The following is a 24,162-nucleotide window of genomic DNA, read 5'->3' as shown; positions in this document are numbered from 1 at the left end:
CTATTGTTAGTTTTTGTAGTTGTACTTGAATTCCTTCAGTAATTTACCTGTTGTATTATTCTCCCTGATCTCTTTCAGTCTGTTCGTTGTATCATATATATATACTTCTCGGATACCTGATGGCGGAGTGATACTTGTGACACCTACCAGCGGATTATGCGTATAGGTAGTTATGGATACATCCAAATTAAACTGCCTTTTTTGGAAAGCATCTAGTTTTAGTCTAAATTCGTCCTCCGTCGCTAGATTAATATCGCTATCAGAAGAATTACTTAATATAGTAATATCACTGTCAAAAATTCCAAGAAATAGAGCTGCATCTTTACCTTCTATTTTAGCAATTGGGAGAGTTTTTCTGTACCCCCAAATGATTGCTACAGGAGTTCCATTTTTTGTTGTGTATTGTTGCAAATTTCCCTTTTCATCATATTTATTATAATTAATTTCTTCTTTTGTTACTGATTGTAAATCCGTTGATTGTATAGAAGATGGTAATGGTAACCCAGATGTTTTATTAATAGCTTCCAAATTGCTTGATGGATAAATTGTATTAATATGAGAAATTGTTTTTCCTGTATCACTATTATCTTTTTTCTTTATCACTTTTGTGTCCAAAGGAATTCCAATAATATTCAAACTTGTTAAGTATATATTGTTTTTATCCAGAGCATAATCATTAAACGTCTCTAAAATAGAACCATCTGAATTAGTTATTTTTTTGCTTTTAGGGAAAAATTTTACATCTGTATAGGTGTAACCAGCTGGTTCTTCACTATTATTTTGATAAAATGGTATAGCTCCGTAATAGTCTTTATTTAATTCTTCTTCCTGAGTGAAATTAGTTGCACTTAAATAGTTTTTTCTAACTAACTTCTTATACAATAACAAATTTTCAGGGGCATTATTGATAATCAAATCCCATGATGGTTTCATAAGATAAGAGCTTAAAAATAAAACATTAAAGTTGGAGCTATTATCTGTAGCAAGCTTGTATTGATAAGTTTCCATTCGAGAAGGAAAAGTCCTCCCTTCAGAATAGACTTCTTTTTTCAGCAATTGACTTCTTAAATGGCTTCTGTCATTGTAGTAATTAAATAGTGGTATAAATGGACTGGAATACATACCGCCAGAGTGATCTTCAATATTAGGATAGGTATTAGGATAGTCACTATATCCTGTAAAAGAAAATACCTGTTTTCCATTTCCTGCTTCCTCTTCCGTAACCTTTTCGTATAATACATAACTTCCATTATCCAGCTCAGATGAATTCTGCTGTGATAAATATATTGCTGGAAATAAAGATGAACTATGATTACTATTGTCATCAACAACATCACCAGTCTTATAACTTATATTAGAGGGAAGATTTGATATACGTCCTGATGATTCTCCATTTTGATTTGAATATTTATATGTTATCTTTCTCTCGGTGTTTCCATTGCTAATTCTTTGTTCCATCAATCTAGCTCCTCCACCTATAATCTCTTGGTTATTAAATATAAACTTATTAGGTTCATAAAAAAACTGATGAGATCCACCTGTTGGTGTAATTACTTTTTTCAACATCCCAATGGAAACATTACTATCAGGAGACATGTCAATATCTCCATATAAAAAGGTAAAATTATTTAGTGGTAGATTAACAAATGAAAAACGCTGATTAAGTTTATAAAAAGATTTAGGAAAGCTACCTGGAGAAAACGCTTTAAAATAACCAAAAATATCTCTATAGTTTTTTGTTGCTACGGAGGTTCCTTTTGAAGGCATAGGACTTTCATTATATTCTAAAATATAATTGTATGATTTAACATCATTTTTGTCATAAACCCCAACAGTATTTAATTTTAGCCTTAAATCCAAATCAGTATTACCTTGGGAATTTGTAAAATAAGAGTAGCTTAATTTTATCTTTTTTATAACATTTCCACTAATGTCGTAGATAATAACCTGAGAAAGAGCTCGTTTTGGAATTAGCTTATTATTGTCATCAAATGCATCAGTTCTTGAAATATCATAGAAAAATTTAACTTTCCCTTCGCTCCAATTAATTTCTTCTACATAATGGTAAATACTATTTTGACTATATTTTTTATTTTCATAATTTTGATAAGGGACAGATGGATAGCGAATGTAACCATTAACAGAAAAATATTTGTCTACTACATAGCCCTTATCATAATCAATTAATTTATTTCGACTTTCCTTAAATTCTTTGTATTTAAAAGTTACTTTTTTATTTGAAGTAATATCCAATACAGAGTCAAGATGCCAAGTGTTAATACTAATATTATAATTATTATTTAATATATGTTTACAAACCGCTCTACCGCTTTGATCGCTTTTAGGTGAGTAATCAGTAAAGAAAAAAGGAGATTCTGTCGAAGATTGAATATTTACATCATTTGTTTTAAAAGAGTAAATATTTCCAGAAGCATTAATAATCTCAAATTGATCGTAATCTTTTGCTTTATTGTTCAAAAGCGAAAAATTGTTTTGCACATAACTATCCAAATTCCCAATTTTAGAGCTGCATTCAGGTGGGAATACTGTATTCCAGCCCATCCATCCATTGTTTGACGTACCAGTTATATCAAATTTATCATATTTATTGACGTAGATCTGATTTGCATATCCTTGTATTTCATGCCCTTTATAGCTAAAAGTCTGATATCTGCTATCCCAATTATTTTCCAGGCTTGTCTTTTTTTGAAGAAAAAATTTTGAAGTAAGGTTAGGTGCGATTGCTATAAAAGAGTCTGGGGCTAAATCTAAAATCTGTTCATAATTAGAACTGTTTGGAGTTATTCTTGTATCACTTACATATTCTATACTGCTGTCATTTACAAGTCTACCTCTTTTACTGATGTATTGTCCCCAATCATCAGAAATTTCATGAACATTATACCAACCATAGACATCGCTCCACTCTTGATGTGTATAGATGCTTTCATTTTGATTGACCCTATATTTTTGGTCATCAATATCATTTACAAATTTTGTAACATTTCCTCCTGCAACAAGTACCCAATCAAGCCCAACATTGGTGCTTTCTTGAGCCACCTTTACTCCGTTTGAAGAATATTTAAGCTGTATAGGAATACTAATATCTCCCTCTTTGACTTCATAAAGAGGAATTGTGTATTCGGCTTTCCCCGTCACGTAGTTTATAGGGATTATTTCCGATTTAATTAATTGTGACACTTCAGGAGTTGTCACATTAAATGCTTTTGTCCCATAATCATCTTTATTGGTGGAATTGTCCTGGGAATTCTTAGCTATTATATTTTTTTGCTGGAGAGTATCTGATATTTTCTTTACTTCATTTTCTTGTCCAAATAGTGAAGATGTTAAAGTCACTATAAGCAAGAAAGAAAAATATGTCTTCATAATTATTTTTTTATCAATTTTGCGTTTGCTATTTTATTTGTATCTGTTTTTATCGTGACCAGATAAGCTCCCTGAATTAAATTTTGGGTATTGATCTTAGTAATTTTATTCTTCGTCTTCAGATTCTGAAGCTGTCTTCCACCCACATCATACAGAATAATATCAGCTTCTTTAAATTCAAAACCTATTTCAACATAAGCATAATCTGAAACGGGATTCGGATAAATCTTGATGTCCTGTTTCTCGATTAGCTGGTCAAGTTGTTTGTCTCCAAGCTTTACGATCTTCCAGTTTTCTTTTCCAAGTTCTTCTGCGCTTGTTCCTGCCAGAATAATTGAACCGTCTCTATTCAGTTTAATATCAGACAGCCTTTCTTCTCTTTTTCTGGATTCACCTTTTACATGCTTTTTCCATTGCTCATTTCCGTTAGTATCCAAATAAATCATCCAGAAGGTTTCATCATCTGGTTGTATTTTTCCTTCAGCCTGAGTATGACCTCCAAGTAAAATTCCTTTTGAGGTTTTATCGTCTGCTGAATGAAGCACACTTGCTCCCATCAGAATATCCCTATTCCCGAAATTGTAAGACTTCTGCCATAACTCTTCATCTTTTTCATTAAGTGAGATAAGCCACAGATCGGTTCCTTCTTCAATTCCGACAGTTTTATTACCTGACCTTTCTGATCTGGATTCCCCACCAATGATATATCCTTCTGATGTTAGTGCAAGTATTCTCAAATGATCATCTTGTTTACCTCCAAAATCCTTTTCCCATTCGATCTTTCCGTCCTTGTTCAGTTTGATGATCCAAAAGTCTCCTTCTCCAAAGTTTTCCGTTTTCTTTGAACCACCTAAGTTGCTTCTGGAATAAATCCCTAACAAGACACCTCCGTCACGAGTAGGGATTATTTTTTCAACTTCATCCAATCCTTTTCCACCAAGTATAGATTGTGACAATTCTTTTCCGTTCTTATCCAGTTTTACAATTAAAACATCCTTTGAACCGTAACCTTTCGCTGAATTCTGAACATTTCCAGCTACAAAGAATCCCAAATCTGTACTTTGAATTACAGATTTTGCTTCTTCATCGGATATTGATCCTAATGTTTTCTGCCAAAGTTCGTCCCCAAATTCGTTAATTCTGATAACCCATATGTCAGATCCGCCTTTGGATTCTTCTTTTTTATCCAATCCTTTCGCCGAATATGAAGTACCTGTTAATAAAAAGCCTCCGTCTTGAGTAGATACTGAAGCTGATAGATAGTCATGATTATTTCCTGCAAAGAATTTTTCCCATACTTCCTGACCTTGCTGGTTCAGTTTCACTAAATGGAAATCGTATCCATTGTTCTTTTTATTACTTTGCTGTAATTTGTTGCTCTGAATTGAGCTTCCTGTAACCAGATATTGCTGATCAATAGTTGTGGTTACTTGACTTAGTAAATCCTGGGTACTGGATTTAATATCCTTTTGCCAAACTACTTCCTGAGCCGATATGTCTATGATTGCACAAATAATCAATGCACACATATAGAGTTTTCTCATTTGTTTTTTATTTTTCAACTTTGCAAGTTTAACAATTTTTAACGATGATTAAAATTACATTAATGAGATTTAACATGAGCTTTATTACTTATTAATATCTTGTTAATATGTGAATTTTAGTAATTTATATCTAACTTTTCAAAACATAAAAACCTGTCGTGTTATAAACAGGTTTTGAGTTGTCAATTATTTTCGTTGTTAAAGCATTTTTTCAACTTTTTTGTAATAAGCTTTAAAGCATACAGAAAGTAATAGATACAGCCAACGTACAAAATGGCAATTGATAATAGTGTTAGATAAATCTCTATACTATCCCAAGTGCTGTACTGTTTGTAAGTGAATGGGGGTATACAACCTCTCTGAAATTGCAATATCATTTTGCGTTATTAAAGGATTTTTTCCTTCGCGCATAAACACAGTTCCCATTTTTTGATACTGAACAGGTTGCCCTTTTGCACAAACCGTATAAATCCCACTTCCAAAACCGTTTTGCGCTCGGATAATGATTACCTCTTTTTCGCTAACTCCATTGTCTATGGCTACGAACTTTTTCAGACGATTGTTTTTGATTGGCTCTTTAAAGTCCTTTGGTAAATCACACTCTTTAGCGGTTTGTGATTCTTTCGGTTTTTCTTCTTGTGCAAAATAAAATGTTGGTAATGCGAACATTAAAGTAAAAATTAATTTTTTCATGTATTTAAAATTTTAAGATTATTCCAATTTGATTTTCATCATATATTTTAAGAATGTTTGCTCGTTCGGATATGTGAACGAAACAAGGCTTTTGGGAATTGTATTGAGAAAAATTCCCGCCGTCAACTTTGACAACAGTGTTTAGGATTCCGTTGCCCTGCTTGTGAGATTTGACAATAACGTAAGTTCCCGAATATGCGGAGTAGGGGTAAATTGTAATTTCAAATCTGTCTTTGTAAACCTCTGCTGTTGCTATTTGAATAGGTTTAAAAGTTATTTCATTGGTAAATTTAATTTTACTATAATTGAAAACAAGTTTTTGTGTCAATGGATTTCCCCTTTGATTTCTGACTTGCTCGTTAAGATTTCGTGTTTCATCTTCGGCTTTTCTTTCCTTTTTGCTCAAAAAATACCCGAGTGCAATAAACGAGAGTAAACCAACAATTCCCCAATTGATTTCCAGTTCACCCCTGTTATTGCTTGAACATGATATTACGAAGAATGCCAAAAAAAAGAATGTAAATAATCGGCTCATATTAATAGCTATTTCCTCGTAAGCGTTTAATTGTGCCTGAAAATTCTGAACTACTGATATTAGCGTAGCTTTGAAACACTTCAAACAAAATATTGTAATCCTCCAATCGTCTGTCTTGAATTGCACCAAGCAACTCATGACCCATTATAATAAAATAGTCTCGTTGATTCGGATTTAGACTTCTTAAATCAATTCTTAGTAAATGTTGCTCGTAATTTGACATTGCAACATCGGTCAACTCAAATATCGCAAGATACTTAGTAAGGATTTTCTGTTGATTGATTTTTTTTGTGAAGTCTGTCGCATTGTCGGAAATTGCTTTTACGCTTGTTAGCATTGCCAATTTTTGCCTTTTGTTAAGGCTTCTTACGGTGTCTGTGGAAAATAAAATACCCATTTCTATTAAATTTTTATGCTTGATTTTGAGCAATAAAAAAGTGTGAGGAATTCACACTTCGTCAGAAAAGGTATTTGGCGTAACCCTACAAACAAAAGTAGAATCCCCACACCATAAGGGTGGGTATCCACTATTTGCCTTTGTTTGTATTTTTAAAATCGCCAAATTTTATTCTGCCAAAGCAAATAAGTCAACACTTATTTATCGTTAATGTCTTCTAAAAATAGCTCAATAGCTTTTTAGATAAATTTTTCTATATCAATAATTAAACCGTTTTAAATATTTATATTTTGCAAAAATGCTAAAAAAATCCTTATCCTTTGAATGATTTTCAATTTTTATTATTGTATTTTTAGCTATACCACTCATTTTTGATTTCCTCAATATTCATATTTTTCCATTCTTCTTTCCATAATTCCCAATATGGTATATCATTAGATGATGGTTCGTTTGTACATCTATCAATTTGAACAATAGAAGGTAAAATAATAGATTCTCCAACAAGTAAAGCTTCACCTTGCTTTAATGATGGCATTTTGTCAATTAAAGTTCCCAATGTGTCAGGAAGAAGTTTTTTTACATATCCTTGGTCAATAGGATTTGTTAAGCGCATAGCAATAAAGTTATTACATTGGGAAAATATTGTTTCAGAAATTTCAGATGGTCTTTGACTTGCAAGAAGTAAAGTAACACCATATTTTCTGCCTTCTTTTGCAATTCTTTCTATCGATTTTTTAGATGAACGATACTTTACCAAATCACTGTTAGGAACATATTTATGAGCTTCTTCATAAACAAGTAAAATAGGAATATCATTATTTATTTTCTCACTTGGGTCTTTTAAACTTCTTAGTCTTTTGTAGAAATAGCCATATTCAAATATCATTCTTGAAATTAGAGAAACTGTAATACTCAAAACCTCAAACGGAACGCCACTTAAGTCAATAACAGTAACATTAGATTGCTTTTCTGTTTGATAACCTACTAACTGATTTAATGTTTCTTCAAAAGTTATATCTTTTGATTTTTGTCCGAGTAAAAAGTCAAGCCTGTTATCGTTTATCTTATTTTCTAATCTATTTACAAAATTAGTAAGTTTACCATTGAGACTACCATTTGTGAGTTTGGGTTGTCCTGCTTTTTCTTTATTACTTGCTGCGTAGACCTCACCAGAATCAACTAATTCAGTATTTTTAAAGTTAGCATATTCCAAAACGTAATCAATATCAAAATACAAAGGCGAGTCATAATGAATTTTATTCTTATTCACTTCAGACCCAATAAAATGTTTTTTTCTATCATTAACGATGGCTTCTTTAAAAATGAATTTTTGATTGTGGTCGTTTGCTTCTGTATCTAAGAAAAATTCTTCAAGTTCTTCACTGTTTAAAAGCCAGTAAGGCAATACTAAGTTTTTAATATCAATAAAATTTGCTGTGGGAAATGCAGGTTTATATTCAGAGTGAATATCAAATACTATAATATGAGAATTGTTTATGGAAAAATCTCCACTTTTCTCAGCAATAGCTTTCTGTATTATTGTAGATAATGTATGAGATTTTCCCGAGCCTGTTGAGCCTACTATTGCAACATGTTTGTTGAAAAATTTATTCCCATTTACTGATATTCGGATGTTCGGATTGGAAGATAAAGAAGCAAAAGTAAACTTTTCTTTTTGGTCGATGTATTGGTCATATATCTTTTTTATTTCTTCTTCAGTAGCTGGTTCAACTTTTTTGGGGGGAATTGCCAAAGAGTCCCCACCTCTGATAAATTTACCATCTCTTATCATTCCCAAAGGAAGTGCTTCTATCGCATAATCTCTCTTTCCCGCTTCATTTACAATTATTGAAAAATTTTCAATGATTGCCATTAATACAGCATTTTCGTTGTCTGAAACTTTTAAATAAGAACCAACTTGCAATGATTCTCCTGCCACTCGAAAATCTTCAAGATTATCAACAACAATCTTTATTTTGTCTGGATAAACCGCAATTACTTCTGCGTTTATTTTTACTGTCTCTTGTGCCATATTATACAATTTTTTTAATATCAGTGAGTTGTGAAAATTGAATTTCTGCTTGCTTCATATTAGTGTATGAAACATTAAAAAAAGGATTTGTACTATAGAATTGATAAATCTCCTTGGTTTTATTTATCTCATTCAATGTTAGATTAATATGTTCCAATTTGTTGAGTAATTTGAATTTTATGGAATTGTTATTATTAGCTGTTTTACATATTGATTTTGCGCTAAATTCTGCTCCATCAAAATCAAACCCATCTGTAAATATGAAACCTTCCGAATAAAGTTCTTTTTTTAGGTCAAGTAATTCTTGGTGAGGAATATTATGTAAGTAAATGTATGGGCAGAATGGATTTTGCTCTCTTTTTGAAAGTTTGGACCATTTTTTTGAAATAGTGAATATTACATCTTTTAATTCTGTTCTCACATAATTTTTTGCTGGTATTTCAATTAAAAAAAAACGTTCAAAGGAAGAAATGTTGAAAGTTGTAAAATATTGAGCTCTTAGTTCTGCAAATAATTTTGCTTCACCTTTATATGTAACAAACCATTCGTTAAATAAAACTCTTTTAAAATCAATTTTTTTTAAAAATTCTGACTTACTGATTTTTCTCTTTTTTATGTCATTTTCAATTGAAAGTTCTTTTATGACTTTGAGAGCATTATTATAAAAAAAATGTTCTGCTTCAAAAGTTTTGCAACTAAATTGATTGACTAATAATGATGAGATTTTTGTTACCTGAGATTGATACTCCAATGCATTAATATTTATTTCAAGTAAAGAAATAAAATCATCTAGTTCAGTGTTGGTAAAATTATGCTTTAAGTGGTGATAATATTCAACTTTTTTTTCTGTGTAAGTTAGGAAATGCTTTTTAAGGAAATTTGAATCTATTGGTAGCTTTAATTTTGCTTGTCCCGATTCAAAATATCCATAAAGTTTATAATTTATTCGTTTTTTAGTTCCTTTTGTAACTTCTTTATAGTGGTCAAGCATTAACCGAATAGGCTTTGCAATAACTGAATGATTGTATTCCTTTTTTGCATGATACTTACATTGAATTGCTGTTTCTTCTGTTGCAGTATCTATATCTATGTCTTCAATTCCTTCAATAACAATTGTTTCTGAATCTTTTTTTAATTCTAATAATTTTACAATGGCAAAATCGAATTGATAGAAATAACCTTTTATTGTATCAATAGCCGTTCTTTCTTTCATGGTTTAATTATTTTAGTTTTTATCCTAACTGTTTATTAGAAAGAGTAATTATAGTAAAAAAAAATATTTACTGTATACGGTTTTCCGTAAAACTTGATTGTTTTTGATTTATACTTACATTTCATGTAATAAAATAATAAAAACTATTACTAAGAATCTTTTATATGTCTCACTTGATTACCCATATTAGATTTAGAGGTAGGGTGTAAGACGAGTTTTTGCCGTACCCCCCACCTTTAAAAAGTATGGCAAACTTTTTTTTGGAGGTTTAAAAACTTCAACATTTTTTTGTGGAATTTTTTTCCTGCTTGAATTTGAAACTAGATAAGGATTACCCACCTAAACATAAGAATGCAACAAATACTATGATGCAAAGTATTGTATTAGAAATGTGGATTTCTTAGACTTAGAGATAGCGATTGCTTTTATTATTCTATATGTCTAAAATGGTATTAAGTAATTCTATGTATTTTTTTTCAAAATAATAATTTTCCACAATTTTTAGCAGTGTGTGTAATGGAGATAAAATGCTCAAAATTTTGCAATGACAATTGTACTACTATATAATATCCATATGAATATTTTCGTAACTTGAAAGTTGACGAAATTTCGATGAAAATTTAAAAATTCAAATCATTTGATTCTATATTGTTACTATTTTATGTAACTTGTTGATAATTAATATTAACTATTTTTGTATCGGAAAGTAATCCGATCAAAACACTGAAAATCAAACACTTATATAAAAAGGACAAAAATTTAGAAAACACAATATAACGCGCTATTTTACAGCGTTTTACGTATTTTAAATAAAGAAATTAATGTTATAAATCACTTGAATTTGCCCCTAGTTTTGTCCCTCAATTCCAAAGTAAAAACTTCAAGATTCCACAGGTCAATTGTTTCAAATTGATTTTTAAATCAGCAGTATGTAATAACCTGATAGATCATTAAAGTTTATATTTTTTCAAGTTGCTCAATAACCACTTTTGCCATTTCCTTTGAGCTGAACGGATTTTGGCCTGTTATCAAATTACCATCAACAACAACATTGGAGGTCATGGGAATAAAAGCTTTTTTAAGATCTGCACCCCGCTCTTTAATGGCAGCTTCAAGATTGAATGGTACCTCCCGTTTTCTTCTGGCAATAGTTTCCTCAAACCAGTCAAAGCCGGTCATTGATTTTCCCTTGATCAGATATTCACCGTTGTTAAGCCTTACATTTAACAATCCACCAACTCCATGACAGATTGCAGCGACCATTTTCCCGTTTTCGTATTGTTGGCTGATGATTTTGTTAATACTTTCATCATCTGGAAAGTCATACATGGTAGCATGTCCTCCGGCAAGATATACACAATCGAAAGATTCATGAATTACTTCATTTAAGTTTTTGGAGTTATTCAGCTCCTCCATAAATATTGGATCTTCATAATAATCTTTTGATATTTTATCAAGAACAAGCGGTTTCAGACTTTCAGGGTCAATAGGTACATGCCCCCCCTTTGGACTTGCTATTGTCATATTCCATTTTTTCTCTTTGGCCTTATGATAAAGATGGGTCAGCTCACTGAGCCATAGTCCGGTTGGAAGACCACTTGCATACTTATCGACATTGGTAACTATTAATAAAAGATTTTTCATGAATCACTTATTTGATTACAACAAAATTCGCACTATTGGACGATTTAACAGTAACTTAATTACGGGAATTAGTAACCGAATCTCTGTATTTCAATTTTCATTTTTAAATCATCCTCATTAATTTAATGATGATCTGAATTCCAGTGGAGAAAATGATGTTCGGCTTTTAAAAAGACGATGAAATGATTGCGGATGTTCAAATCCGAGCTGATAGGCAATTTCGGAGACTGACATTGAGGTAGTAGAGAGTAATTCTTTTGCTTTTTCGATCAACCGGTTCTGGATATGCTGTTGCGTGGTTTGCCCTGTTTGAACTCTTAGCATGTCGCTCAAATAATTTGCACTCAGGTGCAGTTGCTCAGCAACGGAATGAACTGTGGGTATCCCGCTGATGGTTAATTTATCATTTTTAAAATAATTATCCAATAACATTTCCAGCTTTGAAAGAAGATCACTATTCACTTTTTTTCTGGTCAAAAACTGGCGGTTGTAATAACGGTCACAGTATTTTAACAGAAGATCAAGGTTAGAGACAAGTAGATCTTGTGTAAAGGAATCCATGTTGATATCAATTTCCTGTTCAACATTCCTTATGATATCAAAAATAGTTTTCTCTTCCTTTTCAGAAAGATGCAGAGCTTCATAGGCTGTATAGGAAAAATAACCATATTCTTTAATGTCGGAGGCCAATTTATATCCATGCAGGAAATCCGGATGTAACACCAAAACGAACCCTCTTACTTTATTAAGCAGTATATCATCAAACTGTAGGACCTGATGCGGGGCAATAAAAGACATAATACCTTTATCAAAATCATAATATTGCTGGCCATATCTACATTTTCCTCCGGCACAGTCTTTCTTTAAAGCAATGACATAAAAGTCGGTTGTAATAGCTCCTAGAATAGTTTCCGGTTCCAGTTTGACATCGTCAAAATTAAACACACTGATCAGCGGGTTAGCGGGTTCCTTTAACCCCAAAAATTGATGAAGTGTACTTATTGATGATACTTTTTCCGGAGTTTTCATATGCTGATTTTCAGATTTGTACATGACTAATTTACTTATTTATTTTGTTCCCTGAAAGCTGTTCTTTTATGATAAGGATACCTTGTTTATATGATGTGACCTGAAAATCCGGAAATTTCTTTCTGAATTTTGAATCATCAAATATGTTATCGTGCTCATACCTCGGAAGAAGCTCCAGTAATTCCTTTACACTTTTGTTGAAAAATGAGCTTATTTTAAACATCAATTTTGGGACAGTAGAGTATTTCAGGTCTCTGCTGTAAATTCCGGAAGCCATTCGGATAAACTCTTTGTAGGTGGGATGGCTTTTATCTACCGGGAGATGCCAGGTCTGGCCGAACGCGTCAGGAGTATTCCCGATCAAAGCAGTGGCTCGGCTCGCATCAGGAGTCCATATCAGGCTTCTTTTTTTGTTTACGCTCAATGGAACCTTCAGCTTTTTGCCTTCTTTAATATTATTAAAAATTAGGGTATTGGTAATACTCTGTGTTTTGCCGGGACCATAAAATTCCGGGGCACGACAGATCACGGCTTCAAGTTCACCTGACTCCATTTCCTTCAACAGCATTTCGGCCATCTCTCTTCTGACTCTTCCTTTTCTTCCCACAGGAGCAAAAGCTGTTTCTTCTGTCAATACGCGATCATCCTGGGGATACATATACGTGTTGTCAAAGAATACCAGTTTTGTATTGTTAATCTTACAGGCATCAATCACATTACGAAGGATAAGCGGAAACTGTTTTTCCCAAAGATCTGAACTGATCGGAAGGCCTAATGTAAAATAGGCAATTTCACTGCCTTTTACTGCCTCTATCGCTTTCTCACGAATCGATAGATCTGCAGAAAAAACTTCGTCAGTGTCATTTACTTTTTTCGCATCCCTGCTGACAATTCGTATTGATGAAGTAAAATTTCTTTTAAGTTCTCTTGCGAGCTCTTCGCCAATCTGACCGTTAGCCCCTAATATCGTTTGCATATCTTTTGCTGTTTAAATTATTATACAAAGTTCAGTAATCAGCCTAAAAAGCAAAGTATCTGAATTAACGAAAGTTGTAACATAATCTCTGTTACATCACCTTTTTCAGCCAGTGCATTTTTTTATCTGTATAAGGGGGATATTTCCAGTCCGGCTTTCCCCAGGTTGTTTTTTTCGATAACTGATTTCTGATGGGAGAATGTAAGAAAGCCGCACTCACCGTGATAGTTCCCAATACCGAGTTTCCAATACCTCCGAATGTAATTTATTTTCATTAAACACCACTGATCGTGTTATAAAAGCTTATGTCAAATAAAAATTTCAGCTCTCACTGCTAGTGATTCGTTCAAAAAAGTTGAGGCGAAGATGAGAAAATCATCCTGATAATTTCCGCCATAGGCTGGTAGTTTTTTAGTGATGCTTTTTGAACTGCTAGCATATATTGTTCAAATATCGCTCCTTCTATTTTATCAAATTCTAACAGATCATAGCCTGCTTTCCGAACCATTAGGTTTGCTAGTATGCGCGCTGTCCTTCCATTACCCATTTAATCCTGGCGAATGTGCTTTACCTCAAAATCCAATGGTTTTTCACCTTGTACACCGTATTTTGGAGTTGCAAAACCCTCAGGTGCATAACGTTTTGTTCCAGAGCTGTAATACCATTCGTTAAGGCCGGTAATCATCAGCTTTGCATGATATACATAATTCTCTGCTTCTTTTTGATAAGGACCGAAGTCGGGCAGGCATTGGGAAATATCTTCCAGTTCAGCTACAAAATCATCGTGAATTGCCATTGCCTTTATAAGTGCATCTTCAAGAGAAAGGTGATGAGTATGATGAAGTAAAAGTATAATGTTAAAGTTTTCATTTTCGGTCGCCATTTCTTTTCTTATTGAGGCAAAATCGTTTTGTATACCTATGATAATGGAATGGAGAAACAATACCCTTTGAATTGCCGGATGCTTGTGAATATGTTCGGGAAGTGCGGACCCAAGTGCCGGATCAATCATATTACCATAAGCTAACTGACCTATTGAATGACTTCTAATTAATAGATAACGGGCTAATGTGGGGTAGGTTTGGGTAAGTTTAAAATGTGTTTCTTCCATGATGCCATAAGTAATAAACTCCCAGAAACCTTTTGCCATTCTTTCAATCCAGAATTGAGGCATACCATTAGCAATCCATTCCTTTCTGGCAATTTCCATCTGCCTGAACATCCCGATTTCGTCCGGACGGGCACTATCACCCGTCATTACTTCAAAAGCACGGTCCCTAAGAGCTGCAACTTCTTCCAATGGCATAATTTCCACATAATCATCAAAGTAGGTTTCATACAATAGAAATCGGCAGATTGGTATCAGAAGATCTGCATTGGTAGTTGTGGCTGACATGTAAGGTGCCACCTTTATTATATTTTGATTGATATATCTTTTCACGCTCTCAGATCCCATATAAGCATAATCTTCTTTTATCCATTGCTTTTCTATCTCATCAAAAGTAAGCGTTAGAGGACTTGGAATATATGGCCAAGGATATTTAGGAATCGGGATTTTAAGTTCTTCTTTCATAAATTTGATCTCTTATTGGTTTGGTTTTCACGCTAATTTACAACCGTATTGTATTATAATTGCATTTTATTTCACAAAAAATTGAAATTTAACAGTAATATTCCTTAAATAGTGGTATTAATAGGGAGATAGTTTATCTGAATGATATTTAATAAAAAAGATCGCTTCACAATCAGTGAAACGGCCTTTTTTTGTATCTCGTGTCAGAGAATGACTGCTCATATAAAGAGTTCTCAATTCACCTTATCAAGCCGTGAAACATTTTCAAAACAATGTGTTAATCGGCTATGTAAAAAAGTCTCTATCAATAAAAATCCAACGAATAAACAGAACAATCCGAGAATGAGCCCTTTGTAATATTCTTTTACTGTAAAGAAAAAAATAAGTACAGAAGACTGCTGATAATATGCTCTTCCCAATTCTGTAATTTCTTTTGATATATATGGTGAATAATTAAGTGTATTCACAACAAAAAAATGAGTAGAATTGTTTAAATAGCCTAACTGTCTAGGGTTTGGATTAATTAAAATTTGAATAATTGCTGATTACCTCTTGTGTGGCTATGATATTTTTAAGTTTTCCATGTCATTCATTACTATTTCTTTCCGGCCATGCAAAGCCGTCAGGTACATAGCGCGAGGTGTCTACAATATAGAAAGTGTTTATTCCCTGTATCATAATTCCTATGGCTTTTATATAATCCTGCACTTGTTCCTGGTATATGCCAAAGTCAGGTAAATTTTCTTGCAGTATAATAAATTCGGCTACGTCCGCATCGTGAATGCGCATGGTTTCGGTGAGGGCTGCTTCAAGTGATAAGTTGTACTCATGCTGTAATACAATAACAAGGTTAAACACTTCCGTATCCAAAAGCAGTTCTTTTGGCAAAGAATGTATATCGTTTTGCCATGCTATTATTCTAACGGCCAATGTTCTTAATTTTTGTATAATGGGATGCTCTTCAATGAATTTTGGCAAAACAAAATTTACCTCAACATCTACCAGATAAAAAAATGGCAGCATATTAACGGAATATTCGCGTATCACCATATATTGAGCAAGCCTTGGTATAGTTGAGGTTCCTTTATAGGGAGCTTCTGCTTGAATACCATACTTAAAACAACGGTGTAAAGCTCCCGTAAAACGCTCTAACCATATTTCAGGCATAAATGCTAGAAATTCATCTCTGAAAAGGGCTGCATGTTGAAAAAACGCATTTTCGTCAGTAAGAGGCTGCGCTCCTTTTAATATTGTAATCAACCGTTCCAGTATTGGCTCCGATTCTTCAACCGTATGAAATTCCATTTGATCGTCAAGCGTATCATAAAAGTGTATAAACCTGTGACAAGGCACAGCACGTTCGTAACTTGCGGTTGGTATCATTCGCGCCATACAATAATGTTGTTTTTGCCGTTTGTATTTTCCCCTCAGTTTTTCTGATAAAAAGGTATAGTCATTATCAATCCAGTCATCCATTTCTTTTCCTATTTTGTCTACATGTGGGTTAATCAAATTGGGCCAAGGGTAATAGTTTAATGGGAGATAGTCCCTTGGATTAAAGTTTTCTGGTTTCATATTGTTTTTATTTATAAATGATTAATTGGTGATATTATATCTGATTCAGCTTTTTCTTGAGTTCTGCTGCATTTGGAAATTCCATAGCATTATAACGGTCTAATTTTGTGGATATATTCTTCCAACCGCTTAGAACCATGCTCATATAGTGTACCCAATTGACTACCGCATCATGCCATATCCCAAAATCGGGAAGAGAAGCCTGCAGCTCTACAAATTCTTTCAGGTCTTCATTGTGTAGGCGCAGATCTTCAAGGCAGGCTTCTTTCAAGGACATCTGGTGCTCATGCTGAATTACTTTTTTACAATATTATAATAAATACTTTCGGTGGCTTCGTCTTTGATTACCGGTTGTACCTCATTGAAAAAAGTAACAAGATGACAAGCCAGTGTTTGTAAATGGCGGATCACAGGATGCTCGTGTATCTCTGGAGGCAAAATTATTCCGGTTTCTACTTCTGTAAGTTGTAGGAAGAGATAAAGACATATAGAATTCTCACGTAATGCAATACATTCTGTCACACTAGGATAAGTTTTTTTTACTTTTACGGAGGTGAGAATTCTGCTTATAAAGCCACAGATATTCCCCATTGATCCATTGATTCTCAGTAATCTCCTTTAATTGTTCGGCGTAAGGGGAATGCTGGGAAAGGATACCTAAATTGTTTGTAAAGCAGCTCAAGTTTGCTAAAATTTTCACTGTTCATATTGTGATGTTTTTTGGTTTAGTTTTGAAATACTAAAGTAGGTTATTATTTGATATGACATAATTATATTTTGAATAACTTAAGATTATCCTATAGCTGTTATTACAATGACCAAAATATTTGATTTGAATGCTTGCTGTGAAGAATATCGTGAATTGGAATTTATAATGAAGAAAACTGGAAAGCAGTTTTTATAGACGATGAACTTAAAGAGGAAGATGATAATGCATGTATTTTATATTAAACCCTACGTATAAAATTTGTCCATATTAGTTGCATCCAAAGGGTATAACTCGCATTTTTTATCATTTAATCGATTGCATCACAAAAGGGACCGAGGGTTCAAATCCCTCACTCCCCAAGTTGAGAAACTAAATTTTTTTTTCATACATAATGAAATTAAGTGTTAATATATTTAAATGTAGGATGCATAATTTAACAAAAAATAAACCGCCTCAATTGGAGACGGTTTTATTCAAAAAGTAAATCTGAAAAAAGGAGGTTATTTTGTGTATTTTTGTTTTAAAATAGCCACTTCATTTGGACCAATCCCCATCTCTACTTGGAAAAAGTTTTCGATACTTCCGTATTTTTTGGTGATAGCGGCAAAAAAAGTTCTGATGAGCTCTGGTCTTAATTCCATTTCAGCTTTTACTTCACTTTCGCTTAAACCCGCCATTTTTGAAAGTCCAGAATACATTTGTTGCATTGTTGGGTTTTTCGCCAAATAAAAATTAGATGCAACAAAATCACTTTCTATAGTTGCTTGCGAAACTCCTAGTATTTTTAAGAATAATGCAGAAGCCATCCCAGTTCTGTCTCGTCCGCCGGTGCAATGGTATAATAGTGCTTCGTCTGGTTTCAAAGTAAGCAATTGCACAAACAAGGGTCTGTATCTTTCTCCGAAGTAAGGCAATCCTTCTGTTCCATACATACCAAGCAAGAAATTTTTCTCTTTCAAAAGTTTTACCATATTTTGTGCATCCGGAAGGTTCTCGCTTCCGGCAGGGCATAACAGGTAGCCTGTATTTTCAGGAAGCCTGTCCATCGCTTTTTTGGCTTCTTCTGTTCCTCTGAAATCTACAACTTTTTTTATTTTTTTATTTTTGAAAGTAATGAGATCTTTTTCGGATAATTTGTTAATGGCATCGCTTCTGTAAACTTTTCCTAAAACGACTTCTTTTCCGTCCTCTGTTTTATAGCCGCCGGTATCTCGGAAATTGTAAGCACCTTCCATTTTTACAATACGGCGGAGGCTGTCGCTGAGCTGTGCATTGATTGTTGTTCCCAATGCCAATACCGCTGCTATTAATACTATTTTTTTCATAGATTTATTATTATTTATCAATTAATTTAAATTAAAATATTTGCCAACGAACACCCATTTGCCCTCTGCTTCCGTACCATTCTTGAGAAGTGATTCTTTTCTTGTTGTCTCCCATATATTGTCTTAAACTTTCGCCATTTAAGTTGTTCAGCTCAACAAATAATTTGACTTTTTTGCTGATGTCATAGCTAGCGGAGAAATCAATGGTAAAGTTTTTGTCTGACCAGATGTAATAATCCGGACCTAGATTTTGGTTGATAGATTCCACGGATTTTCCTCTGAAGTTACCTGCCAGACGAATCATTACTTTGCTGTTTTCGTAGTACAAAATGGCGTTGAACAAGTTTTTGGCTTGGTTGGGAAGCGATGTTTTATCATATTGTTGTACGCCTGCTACCATTCTTGGAACTTCTACTTTAGAATCGATGTAAGTGTAATTAAACTCTACCCCGAAACCATTCCAAAATCCCTTTAAGAAATCGAAACGCTTGTTGATGCCGGCTTCAAATCCATATAAATTAGAATCCTGAAGGTTTTTCGACTGGGTGACCATATAATCTGTTCCTCCAACATTCAGCATAGAGGTATCCGAAAATACAATGTCTGATATTTTCTTATAAAATGCTCCTCCGGAGATAATACCGATATTACTGAAGTAATATTCTCCCATCAGATCAAGATTTTGACTAAAAGTAGGTTTCAAGTCCGGGTTTCCTCGTGTGATTCTGTTTGGGCTACTCGTATTGTCGATGCTCGATCCCGGAGACATATCTCCAAAATTAGGCCGGATAAAAGATCTCGTATAAGCAAATCTTACATTCGCCTGTGGTGTGAAGTTGTAACGCAGATGTAGCATAGGTAGAAAAGCATTGTAGTTGCTTTCTACAACAGATGTACTCACTACCGTGGTTGCTGGTGTTCCTGACACTGTAGATTTTGACCCATTTAATGTTAATCTTGTAGATTCATTTCGGAAACCTCCCACAATTTTAAACTTTTCACTTGCTTTTATTTCTGCCATTGCGTATGCTGCAAAAACAGATTCCTCTCCGGTATAAACGCTTGTCGCATTAGATGCTGCATTGGAAAAATCTTTGAAGCCATTTTGTTGCAAAAATTCTGGCGAAAACATTTGGAAAAGCTGATCTTTCGTAGGAGGGCTCATAATGTAAGCATTATAATTGCCGTTCATCCCACCTAGAAAATCAGTTCCTTTCGGAGGATTTGTTGTGGAAAGCTGAGAAAGGCTCAACAAATTTGCTGTTGCTGGAGCATAAACTGTATTGTAACCATAATCGCTTACCCGTTCTTTGTTACGGTATTTGGCTCCGATTTTAAATGAAAAATTTGAATTTACATCATATTTCAAATTCACTCTCGCGATTTTATCTCTTTCGTTATTGTCCAATTTTGAAATGACCAATTGGGATAATAGCAATTTATTAGGGCTCATTACTTCATTCGGGTCTTTTACATCAGAGCTGTAATCCTCATATTCTCCACCAACACCATTTGGCGAATCAAATCCCCAGTATCTTTTGCCATCGCTCGACATATTATTGAATCCTCCAAGGATTTTTTGACGAAATGTGGCGATAGGAAGACCTTTGGTATCATTGGTGGGAGGTGTGTCAAGGAAATATTTTGCGGTGTAATCGCCTACCGCCCAGTCTATATTCAGTTTTGAGGTGATGCTATGCTCTCCACCCAATTCCATTCCGTATAATTCTGTTTGGTAATGAGAATATCTGAAATTGTACTGATATCTGCTGTTTGTATAATCTACATAAGATTCATAAACAGGACGGATATCGTCAAACTTATTGAACATTCCACGGAAATAGACTTTATTATTGGCATTGAATTTATATTCTAATCCACCATTCAAACCAATAGTTCTTCTTGTTCCCATATATCTTTTCATTAGAACTGTATTTATGGATTTTCTTTGACCAACATTTGCAGCACTTGTGTTATAAGTGGCATCAAATGAATCTGCTCCCCATTGCCTGTCCCAAATGGCACCAGACAAAAGAACGCCCAATTTGTTTTTGAAAAAACGGTCTCCATATACGATAGAACCATTATAGGTTCCGTTATGAGAGAACGTATTGTAACCTCCGGCACCGCTTACACTCAATGTTTTCTTTGCCGGGGCAGTTCTTGTGATGAAGTTGATGCTTCCCCCAATTGCATCTGCGTCCATATCTGGCGTAATGGCTTTAGAAACCTGCACATACTGGATTAATTCCGAGGGAATCACATCTAATACGAAAGAACGGTTTCCTAAAACATTCGCACTAGGAAGTCGGTTTCCGTTCAGTAATGCCGAAGTCCACGCAAAAGGAGTTCCTCGTACGGTTGCCTGATCGGCCTCTCCGTGATATCTTGCAACGGCGACACCTTGTACTCTTTGTACCGCTTCTGCTGCATTTCTGTCTGGTAGTTTCCCTATGGCATCAGCGGCAATGACTTCCATGATCGCGTTGTTATTCTTTTTAATTTCGTAAGCTTTAGCTTGGGTCAAAGCATTTGATCGCTTTATCACAACTCCTTCAATGTCGCTAACCCTATCATTCTTTACTTTATTTTCAGGCTCTATGGTAATGTATCCAATGTCGTTGGTGCCTTCTTTTATGGTGATAGGAAAAACTTTAGTTTCGTACCCGATGTATTGTACTTTCAGTTTTACCTCTCCAAGTCTTGGGGAAAATAAATTAAAATCTCCATCTAGGGAGGAAACTGATCTGGTATCAGCATCCACAATCGAGATGTTTGCGCCAGGAAGCGCACCACTTGTTTTCCCGATAACTGTTCCTTTAATGGTCTGCGCCTGGATGGTTCCAAAAGAAGCCAAAAAGAAAAAAGCAGATATTTGGATGACCTTCTTTTTTTGTTTTGAGAAATTAGTGAAATTTGGATTGTTCATAATGACTTAGATTTATTTCAAGGCAAAAGTGTAAAGATTTTCTTTTCTTTTCGTCCTACAAAAAAAACCAACTAACGCCACGTGTCACTCGTTGGAAAAGTGCATTTAATTATTTGATTAACAGTGTTTTATTGTTCTTTAACTGTTTGTTATTTATTCATGAACCCAATATTAATTTGCTGGAAAATTTTTAATAAATAAATAATAATCTAAAGGCGATAAAGTGATCTAATTGTTATTGATTTGTATAAAATAAATGATGCAGTATATTATCATCATAGGGGCGTCTCAAGCACTTGTTGCACTTTGGCTTTTGCTGGTCAGAGACAGAAAAGTATCTTCTAATTATCTGTTTATTTTTCTACTTTCTGCCATTGCAGTACATTTAATCATTAAGTTTATTATTTTCAATTATGTACCCGATCAGAGTATCAGGCAGCAGATGAATACGTTTATTTCTGTATGTTATGGTCCAATCATTTATTTGTACGCTTTAAGAAAAACAAAAAAAGACTTTCTTGTAGCCAAGAAATGGTACGTTTTTCTTCCGTTTTTTGTTTTAATGATTGCATATTTTACAGTTTCTTGTGTTTTTTTGATTCTAAATAGAGTTGATAAAAAACTGTTAGACTTATATAATGATTTAAGCCTGAGTTTAATATTTATAATTAATCTTTACTATCCTGTAAAGAGTATTTTGATCGCCAATAAAAACAAAAAGACACTACTTCATCAGATTGAGTACGGTGTTATTATAAAGATTTCGTGTTGTATCCTTTTTATAGAATCTTTCATTCCTATTTCTAAAATATTGCAACTGATTTTTCCGCAGGATAGCAATACGATCAATATTATTATTAGAAGTTTAACATATTTCACGTTGCTTATCATTTGTCTTTTAATTATCAGAAAGAGCTTTAAAATTCAAAATGAAAATTCTCTAGAACCTATTTTAAAACCAAAAATTGAAATAGAAAAAACAGATATAAGTAAAGAAGTAGTTCATCTCAACACCATTGATTTTGAATTCAAATTCAAAGATCTTTGGCAAAAATTGGATGAATCTGTAAAAAGGCAGCAACTTTTCAGAGATTGCGATTTGACATTGGATCAATTGGCGACCAAAACCAATATCAACAAATACCAAATCAGCGAAATGCTGAATGGATACAAAAACAAATCATTTTACCAATATATCAATGAATATAGGATAGAATATTTCAAGAAAGGTATTGAGAAAGCGATAGAAAAGAACGAAAATATTAACTTTTTGTTTCTTTCTTATGAAGCGGGTTTCAAATCAAAATCGTCTTTTAACCGCTATTTTAAAGAAATTAATGGGAAAACACCCTCGGAATATTACAAAAATTTGATTAAAGAGCGAAATTTGGAAATGGCTTGAAGATAAGTTAGAAAGAACGAAAATGTGCAGGGTTAATTTTATGCTTACCAATGACAGTATTGATGTCTTTATGCTTCAAAAACTGCAATCCAAACAGGGAAGGTATTTAGAGGCAATGAAAAAGGGCGCTGATGTTTTGGATATTTCGGACATTACTCAAATTGAATATCAAACCAAAATTACTGAAAATAAAATTGCAGAACTGTATGAAAAATTGGAAGATCTTCCGGCAGTTAGAGACAATTTGGTAGTTCAATACAGAATAGAAAAGAGCACGTGTGAAATTCCGAAATTCTCACAACCCCTGAAAAGTTCACCATACCGCACATCTTCCTAATACATATTTTTGTTATAATTCTTATATATAACAAAAAACAAACAAGTTATGTCAACACACGATGTTAATGGAAAAGTAGTGCTAATCGCAGGAGGAGGAAAAAACCTTGGTGGATTATTAAGCAAAGATTTTGCAGCAAAAGGAGCAAAATTAGCAATACATTATAATAGTGAAAGCTCTAAGGAAGAAAGCGAGAAAACGCTGGCTGAAGTTCAGGCTTTAGGTGCAGAAGCGTTTCTATTTCAAGGCGACCTGACCAAAGTAGAAAATATAACTAAGTTTTTTGACGAAGCTATTGCAAAATTTGGCGGCATTGATGTGGCCATCAATACAGTAGGGATGGTGCTTAAAAAACCATTCACTGAGACCACTGAAGAAGAATATGACAAAATGTTTGGCATCAATTCCAAATCAGCGTATTTCTTCTTGCAGGAAGCTGGCAAAAAACTGAATGATAATGGTAAAATCTGTACCATTGTAACGTCATTATTAGCAGCTTATACGGGTTTGTATTCTACGTATGCGGGTGCAAAAGCACCGGTTGAGCATTTTACAAGAGCAGCTTCAAAAGAATTTGGAGCCCGTGGCATTTCTGTAACTGCAGTTGCCCCGGGGCCAATGGACACGCCTTTCTTCTATGGACAGGAAAGTGCTGATGCAGTTGCGTACCACAAATCGGCATCGGCTTTGGGCGGATTGACGAACATTAACGACATCGCTCCACTGGTTGAATTTTTGGTAACTGACGGCTGGTGGATTACCGGGCAAACTATTTTTGCAAATGGTGGCTATACAACCAGATAATTAATTGAAAACCTGCTGTTATAAAAATGACAGCTGTTTTTTTTATTTTCAACATACA

Annotated in this window: 19 protein-coding genes; 3 read left to right on the top strand and 16 right to left on the bottom strand. The window is 33.9% G+C overall.

The genetic code is table 11. The features are described from left to right. Nucleotides 1-6: 6 nt before the first annotated feature. The 16 genes from J2T03_RS20290 to J2T03_RS20215 all read right to left on the bottom strand — a co-directional run bounded on the left by J2T03_RS20290 (nucleotide 7) and on the right by J2T03_RS20215 (nucleotide 21,561). A complete protein-coding gene (locus tag J2T03_RS20290; protein ID WP_307221331.1) occupies nucleotides 7-3,387 on the bottom strand; it encodes a hypothetical protein in 3,381 nt (1,126 codons plus the stop codon). 2 nt (nucleotides 3,388-3,389) lie between these two features. Next, complete coding sequence (locus J2T03_RS20285) at nucleotides 3,390-4,931, bottom strand: T9SS type A sorting domain-containing protein (RefSeq protein ID WP_307221327.1); 1,542 nt, start codon at nucleotides 4,929-4,931, stop codon at nucleotides 3,390-3,392. A 309-nt stretch (nucleotides 4,932-5,240) separates the two neighbouring features. After that, nucleotides 5,241-5,624 carry a hypothetical protein gene (locus tag J2T03_RS20280; protein WP_307221325.1) on the bottom strand — a complete coding sequence of 128 codons (384 nt, stop codon included), beginning with the start codon at nucleotides 5,622-5,624 and terminating at the stop codon, nucleotides 5,241-5,243. 4 nt (nucleotides 5,625-5,628) lie between these two features. After that, nucleotides 5,629-6,132 carry a hypothetical protein gene (locus J2T03_RS20275; RefSeq protein ID WP_307221322.1) on the bottom strand — a complete coding sequence of 168 codons (504 nt, stop codon included), beginning with the start codon at nucleotides 6,130-6,132 and terminating at the stop codon, nucleotides 5,629-5,631. A 28-nt stretch (nucleotides 6,133-6,160) separates the two neighbouring features. Beyond that, on the bottom strand, nucleotides 6,161-6,556 hold the full coding sequence (locus J2T03_RS20270) for a hypothetical protein (protein ID WP_307221321.1): 396 nt from the start codon (nucleotides 6,554-6,556) through the stop codon (nucleotides 6,161-6,163). 352 nt (nucleotides 6,557-6,908) lie between these two features. Beyond that, nucleotides 6,909-8,588: an ATP-binding protein gene (locus tag J2T03_RS20265; RefSeq protein ID WP_307221319.1), complete on the bottom strand. Its 1,680-nt coding sequence runs from the start codon at nucleotides 8,586-8,588 to the stop codon at nucleotides 6,909-6,911. 1 nt (nucleotide 8,589) lies between these two features. Continuing rightward, nucleotides 8,590-9,801, bottom strand: a complete 1,212-nt coding sequence (locus J2T03_RS20260) for a DUF4297 family anti-phage-associated protein (RefSeq protein ID WP_307221316.1) — start codon at nucleotides 9,799-9,801, stop codon at nucleotides 8,590-8,592. A 957-nt stretch (nucleotides 9,802-10,758) separates the two neighbouring features. Beyond that, nucleotides 10,759-11,445 (bottom strand): type 1 glutamine amidotransferase domain-containing protein, encoded by a 687-nt coding sequence (locus tag J2T03_RS20255; protein ID WP_307221314.1) that lies wholly within the window; start codon nucleotides 11,443-11,445, stop codon nucleotides 10,759-10,761. 117 nt (nucleotides 11,446-11,562) lie between these two features. Then, complete coding sequence (locus J2T03_RS20250) at nucleotides 11,563-12,474, bottom strand: helix-turn-helix domain-containing protein (RefSeq protein ID WP_307221312.1); 912 nt, start codon at nucleotides 12,472-12,474, stop codon at nucleotides 11,563-11,565. 31 nt (nucleotides 12,475-12,505) lie between these two features. Further along, nucleotides 12,506-13,450 (bottom strand): NAD-dependent epimerase/dehydratase family protein, encoded by a 945-nt coding sequence (locus tag J2T03_RS20245; protein ID WP_307221309.1) that lies wholly within the window; start codon nucleotides 13,448-13,450, stop codon nucleotides 12,506-12,508. A 547-nt stretch (nucleotides 13,451-13,997) separates the two neighbouring features. After that, nucleotides 13,998-15,023, bottom strand: coding sequence for a terpene synthase family protein (locus tag J2T03_RS20240; RefSeq protein ID WP_307221308.1), 1,026 nt, complete (start codon nucleotides 15,021-15,023; stop codon nucleotides 13,998-14,000). Between the two features lie 585 nt (nucleotides 15,024-15,608). Beyond that, on the bottom strand, nucleotides 15,609-16,598 hold the full coding sequence (locus J2T03_RS20235) for a terpene synthase family protein (protein WP_307221305.1): 990 nt from the start codon (nucleotides 16,596-16,598) through the stop codon (nucleotides 15,609-15,611). Between the two features lie 34 nt (nucleotides 16,599-16,632). Continuing rightward, the gene (locus J2T03_RS20230; RefSeq protein ID WP_307221302.1) at nucleotides 16,633-16,875 is read right to left on the bottom strand and encodes a hypothetical protein; all 243 of its coding nucleotides are present in this window, start codon (nucleotides 16,873-16,875) and stop codon (nucleotides 16,633-16,635) included. 17 nt (nucleotides 16,876-16,892) lie between these two features. Continuing rightward, nucleotides 16,893-17,189 carry a terpene synthase family protein gene (locus tag J2T03_RS20225; RefSeq protein ID WP_307221300.1) on the bottom strand — a complete coding sequence of 99 codons (297 nt, stop codon included), beginning with the start codon at nucleotides 17,187-17,189 and terminating at the stop codon, nucleotides 16,893-16,895. Nucleotides 17,190-17,807: 618 nt separating this feature from the next. Further along, nucleotides 17,808-18,632: a tyrosine-protein phosphatase gene (locus J2T03_RS20220; RefSeq protein WP_307221297.1), complete on the bottom strand. Its 825-nt coding sequence runs from the start codon at nucleotides 18,630-18,632 to the stop codon at nucleotides 17,808-17,810. Nucleotides 18,633-18,663: 31 nt separating this feature from the next. After that, nucleotides 18,664-21,561, bottom strand: a complete 2,898-nt coding sequence (locus tag J2T03_RS20215) for a TonB-dependent receptor (protein WP_307221295.1) — start codon at nucleotides 21,559-21,561, stop codon at nucleotides 18,664-18,666. A gap of 442 nt (nucleotides 21,562-22,003) precedes the next feature. Between J2T03_RS20215 and J2T03_RS20210 the strand changes: the two genes are divergently transcribed. The 3 genes from J2T03_RS20210 to J2T03_RS20200 are packed head-to-tail and all read left to right on the top strand — an operon-like array spanning nucleotide 22,004 to nucleotide 24,104. Further along, on the top strand, nucleotides 22,004-22,963 hold the full coding sequence (locus J2T03_RS20210; RefSeq protein ID WP_307221292.1) for a helix-turn-helix domain-containing protein: 960 nt from the start codon (nucleotides 22,004-22,006) through the stop codon (nucleotides 22,961-22,963). 22 nt (nucleotides 22,964-22,985) lie between these two features. Further along, a complete protein-coding gene (locus tag J2T03_RS20205) occupies nucleotides 22,986-23,300 on the top strand; it encodes a hypothetical protein (RefSeq protein ID WP_307221289.1) in 315 nt (104 codons plus the stop codon). A 48-nt stretch (nucleotides 23,301-23,348) separates the two neighbouring features. Next, a complete protein-coding gene (locus J2T03_RS20200; protein ID WP_307221286.1) occupies nucleotides 23,349-24,104 on the top strand; it encodes an SDR family oxidoreductase in 756 nt (251 codons plus the stop codon). The last annotated feature ends 58 nt before the right edge of the window (nucleotides 24,105-24,162 follow it).

The sequence above is a fragment of the Chryseobacterium lathyri genome (genome assembly GCF_030812195.1).
GTDB lineage: Bacteria > Bacteroidota > Bacteroidia > Flavobacteriales > Weeksellaceae > Chryseobacterium > Chryseobacterium lathyri_A.
This window is presented reverse-complemented; position numbering and strand designations above follow the sequence as displayed.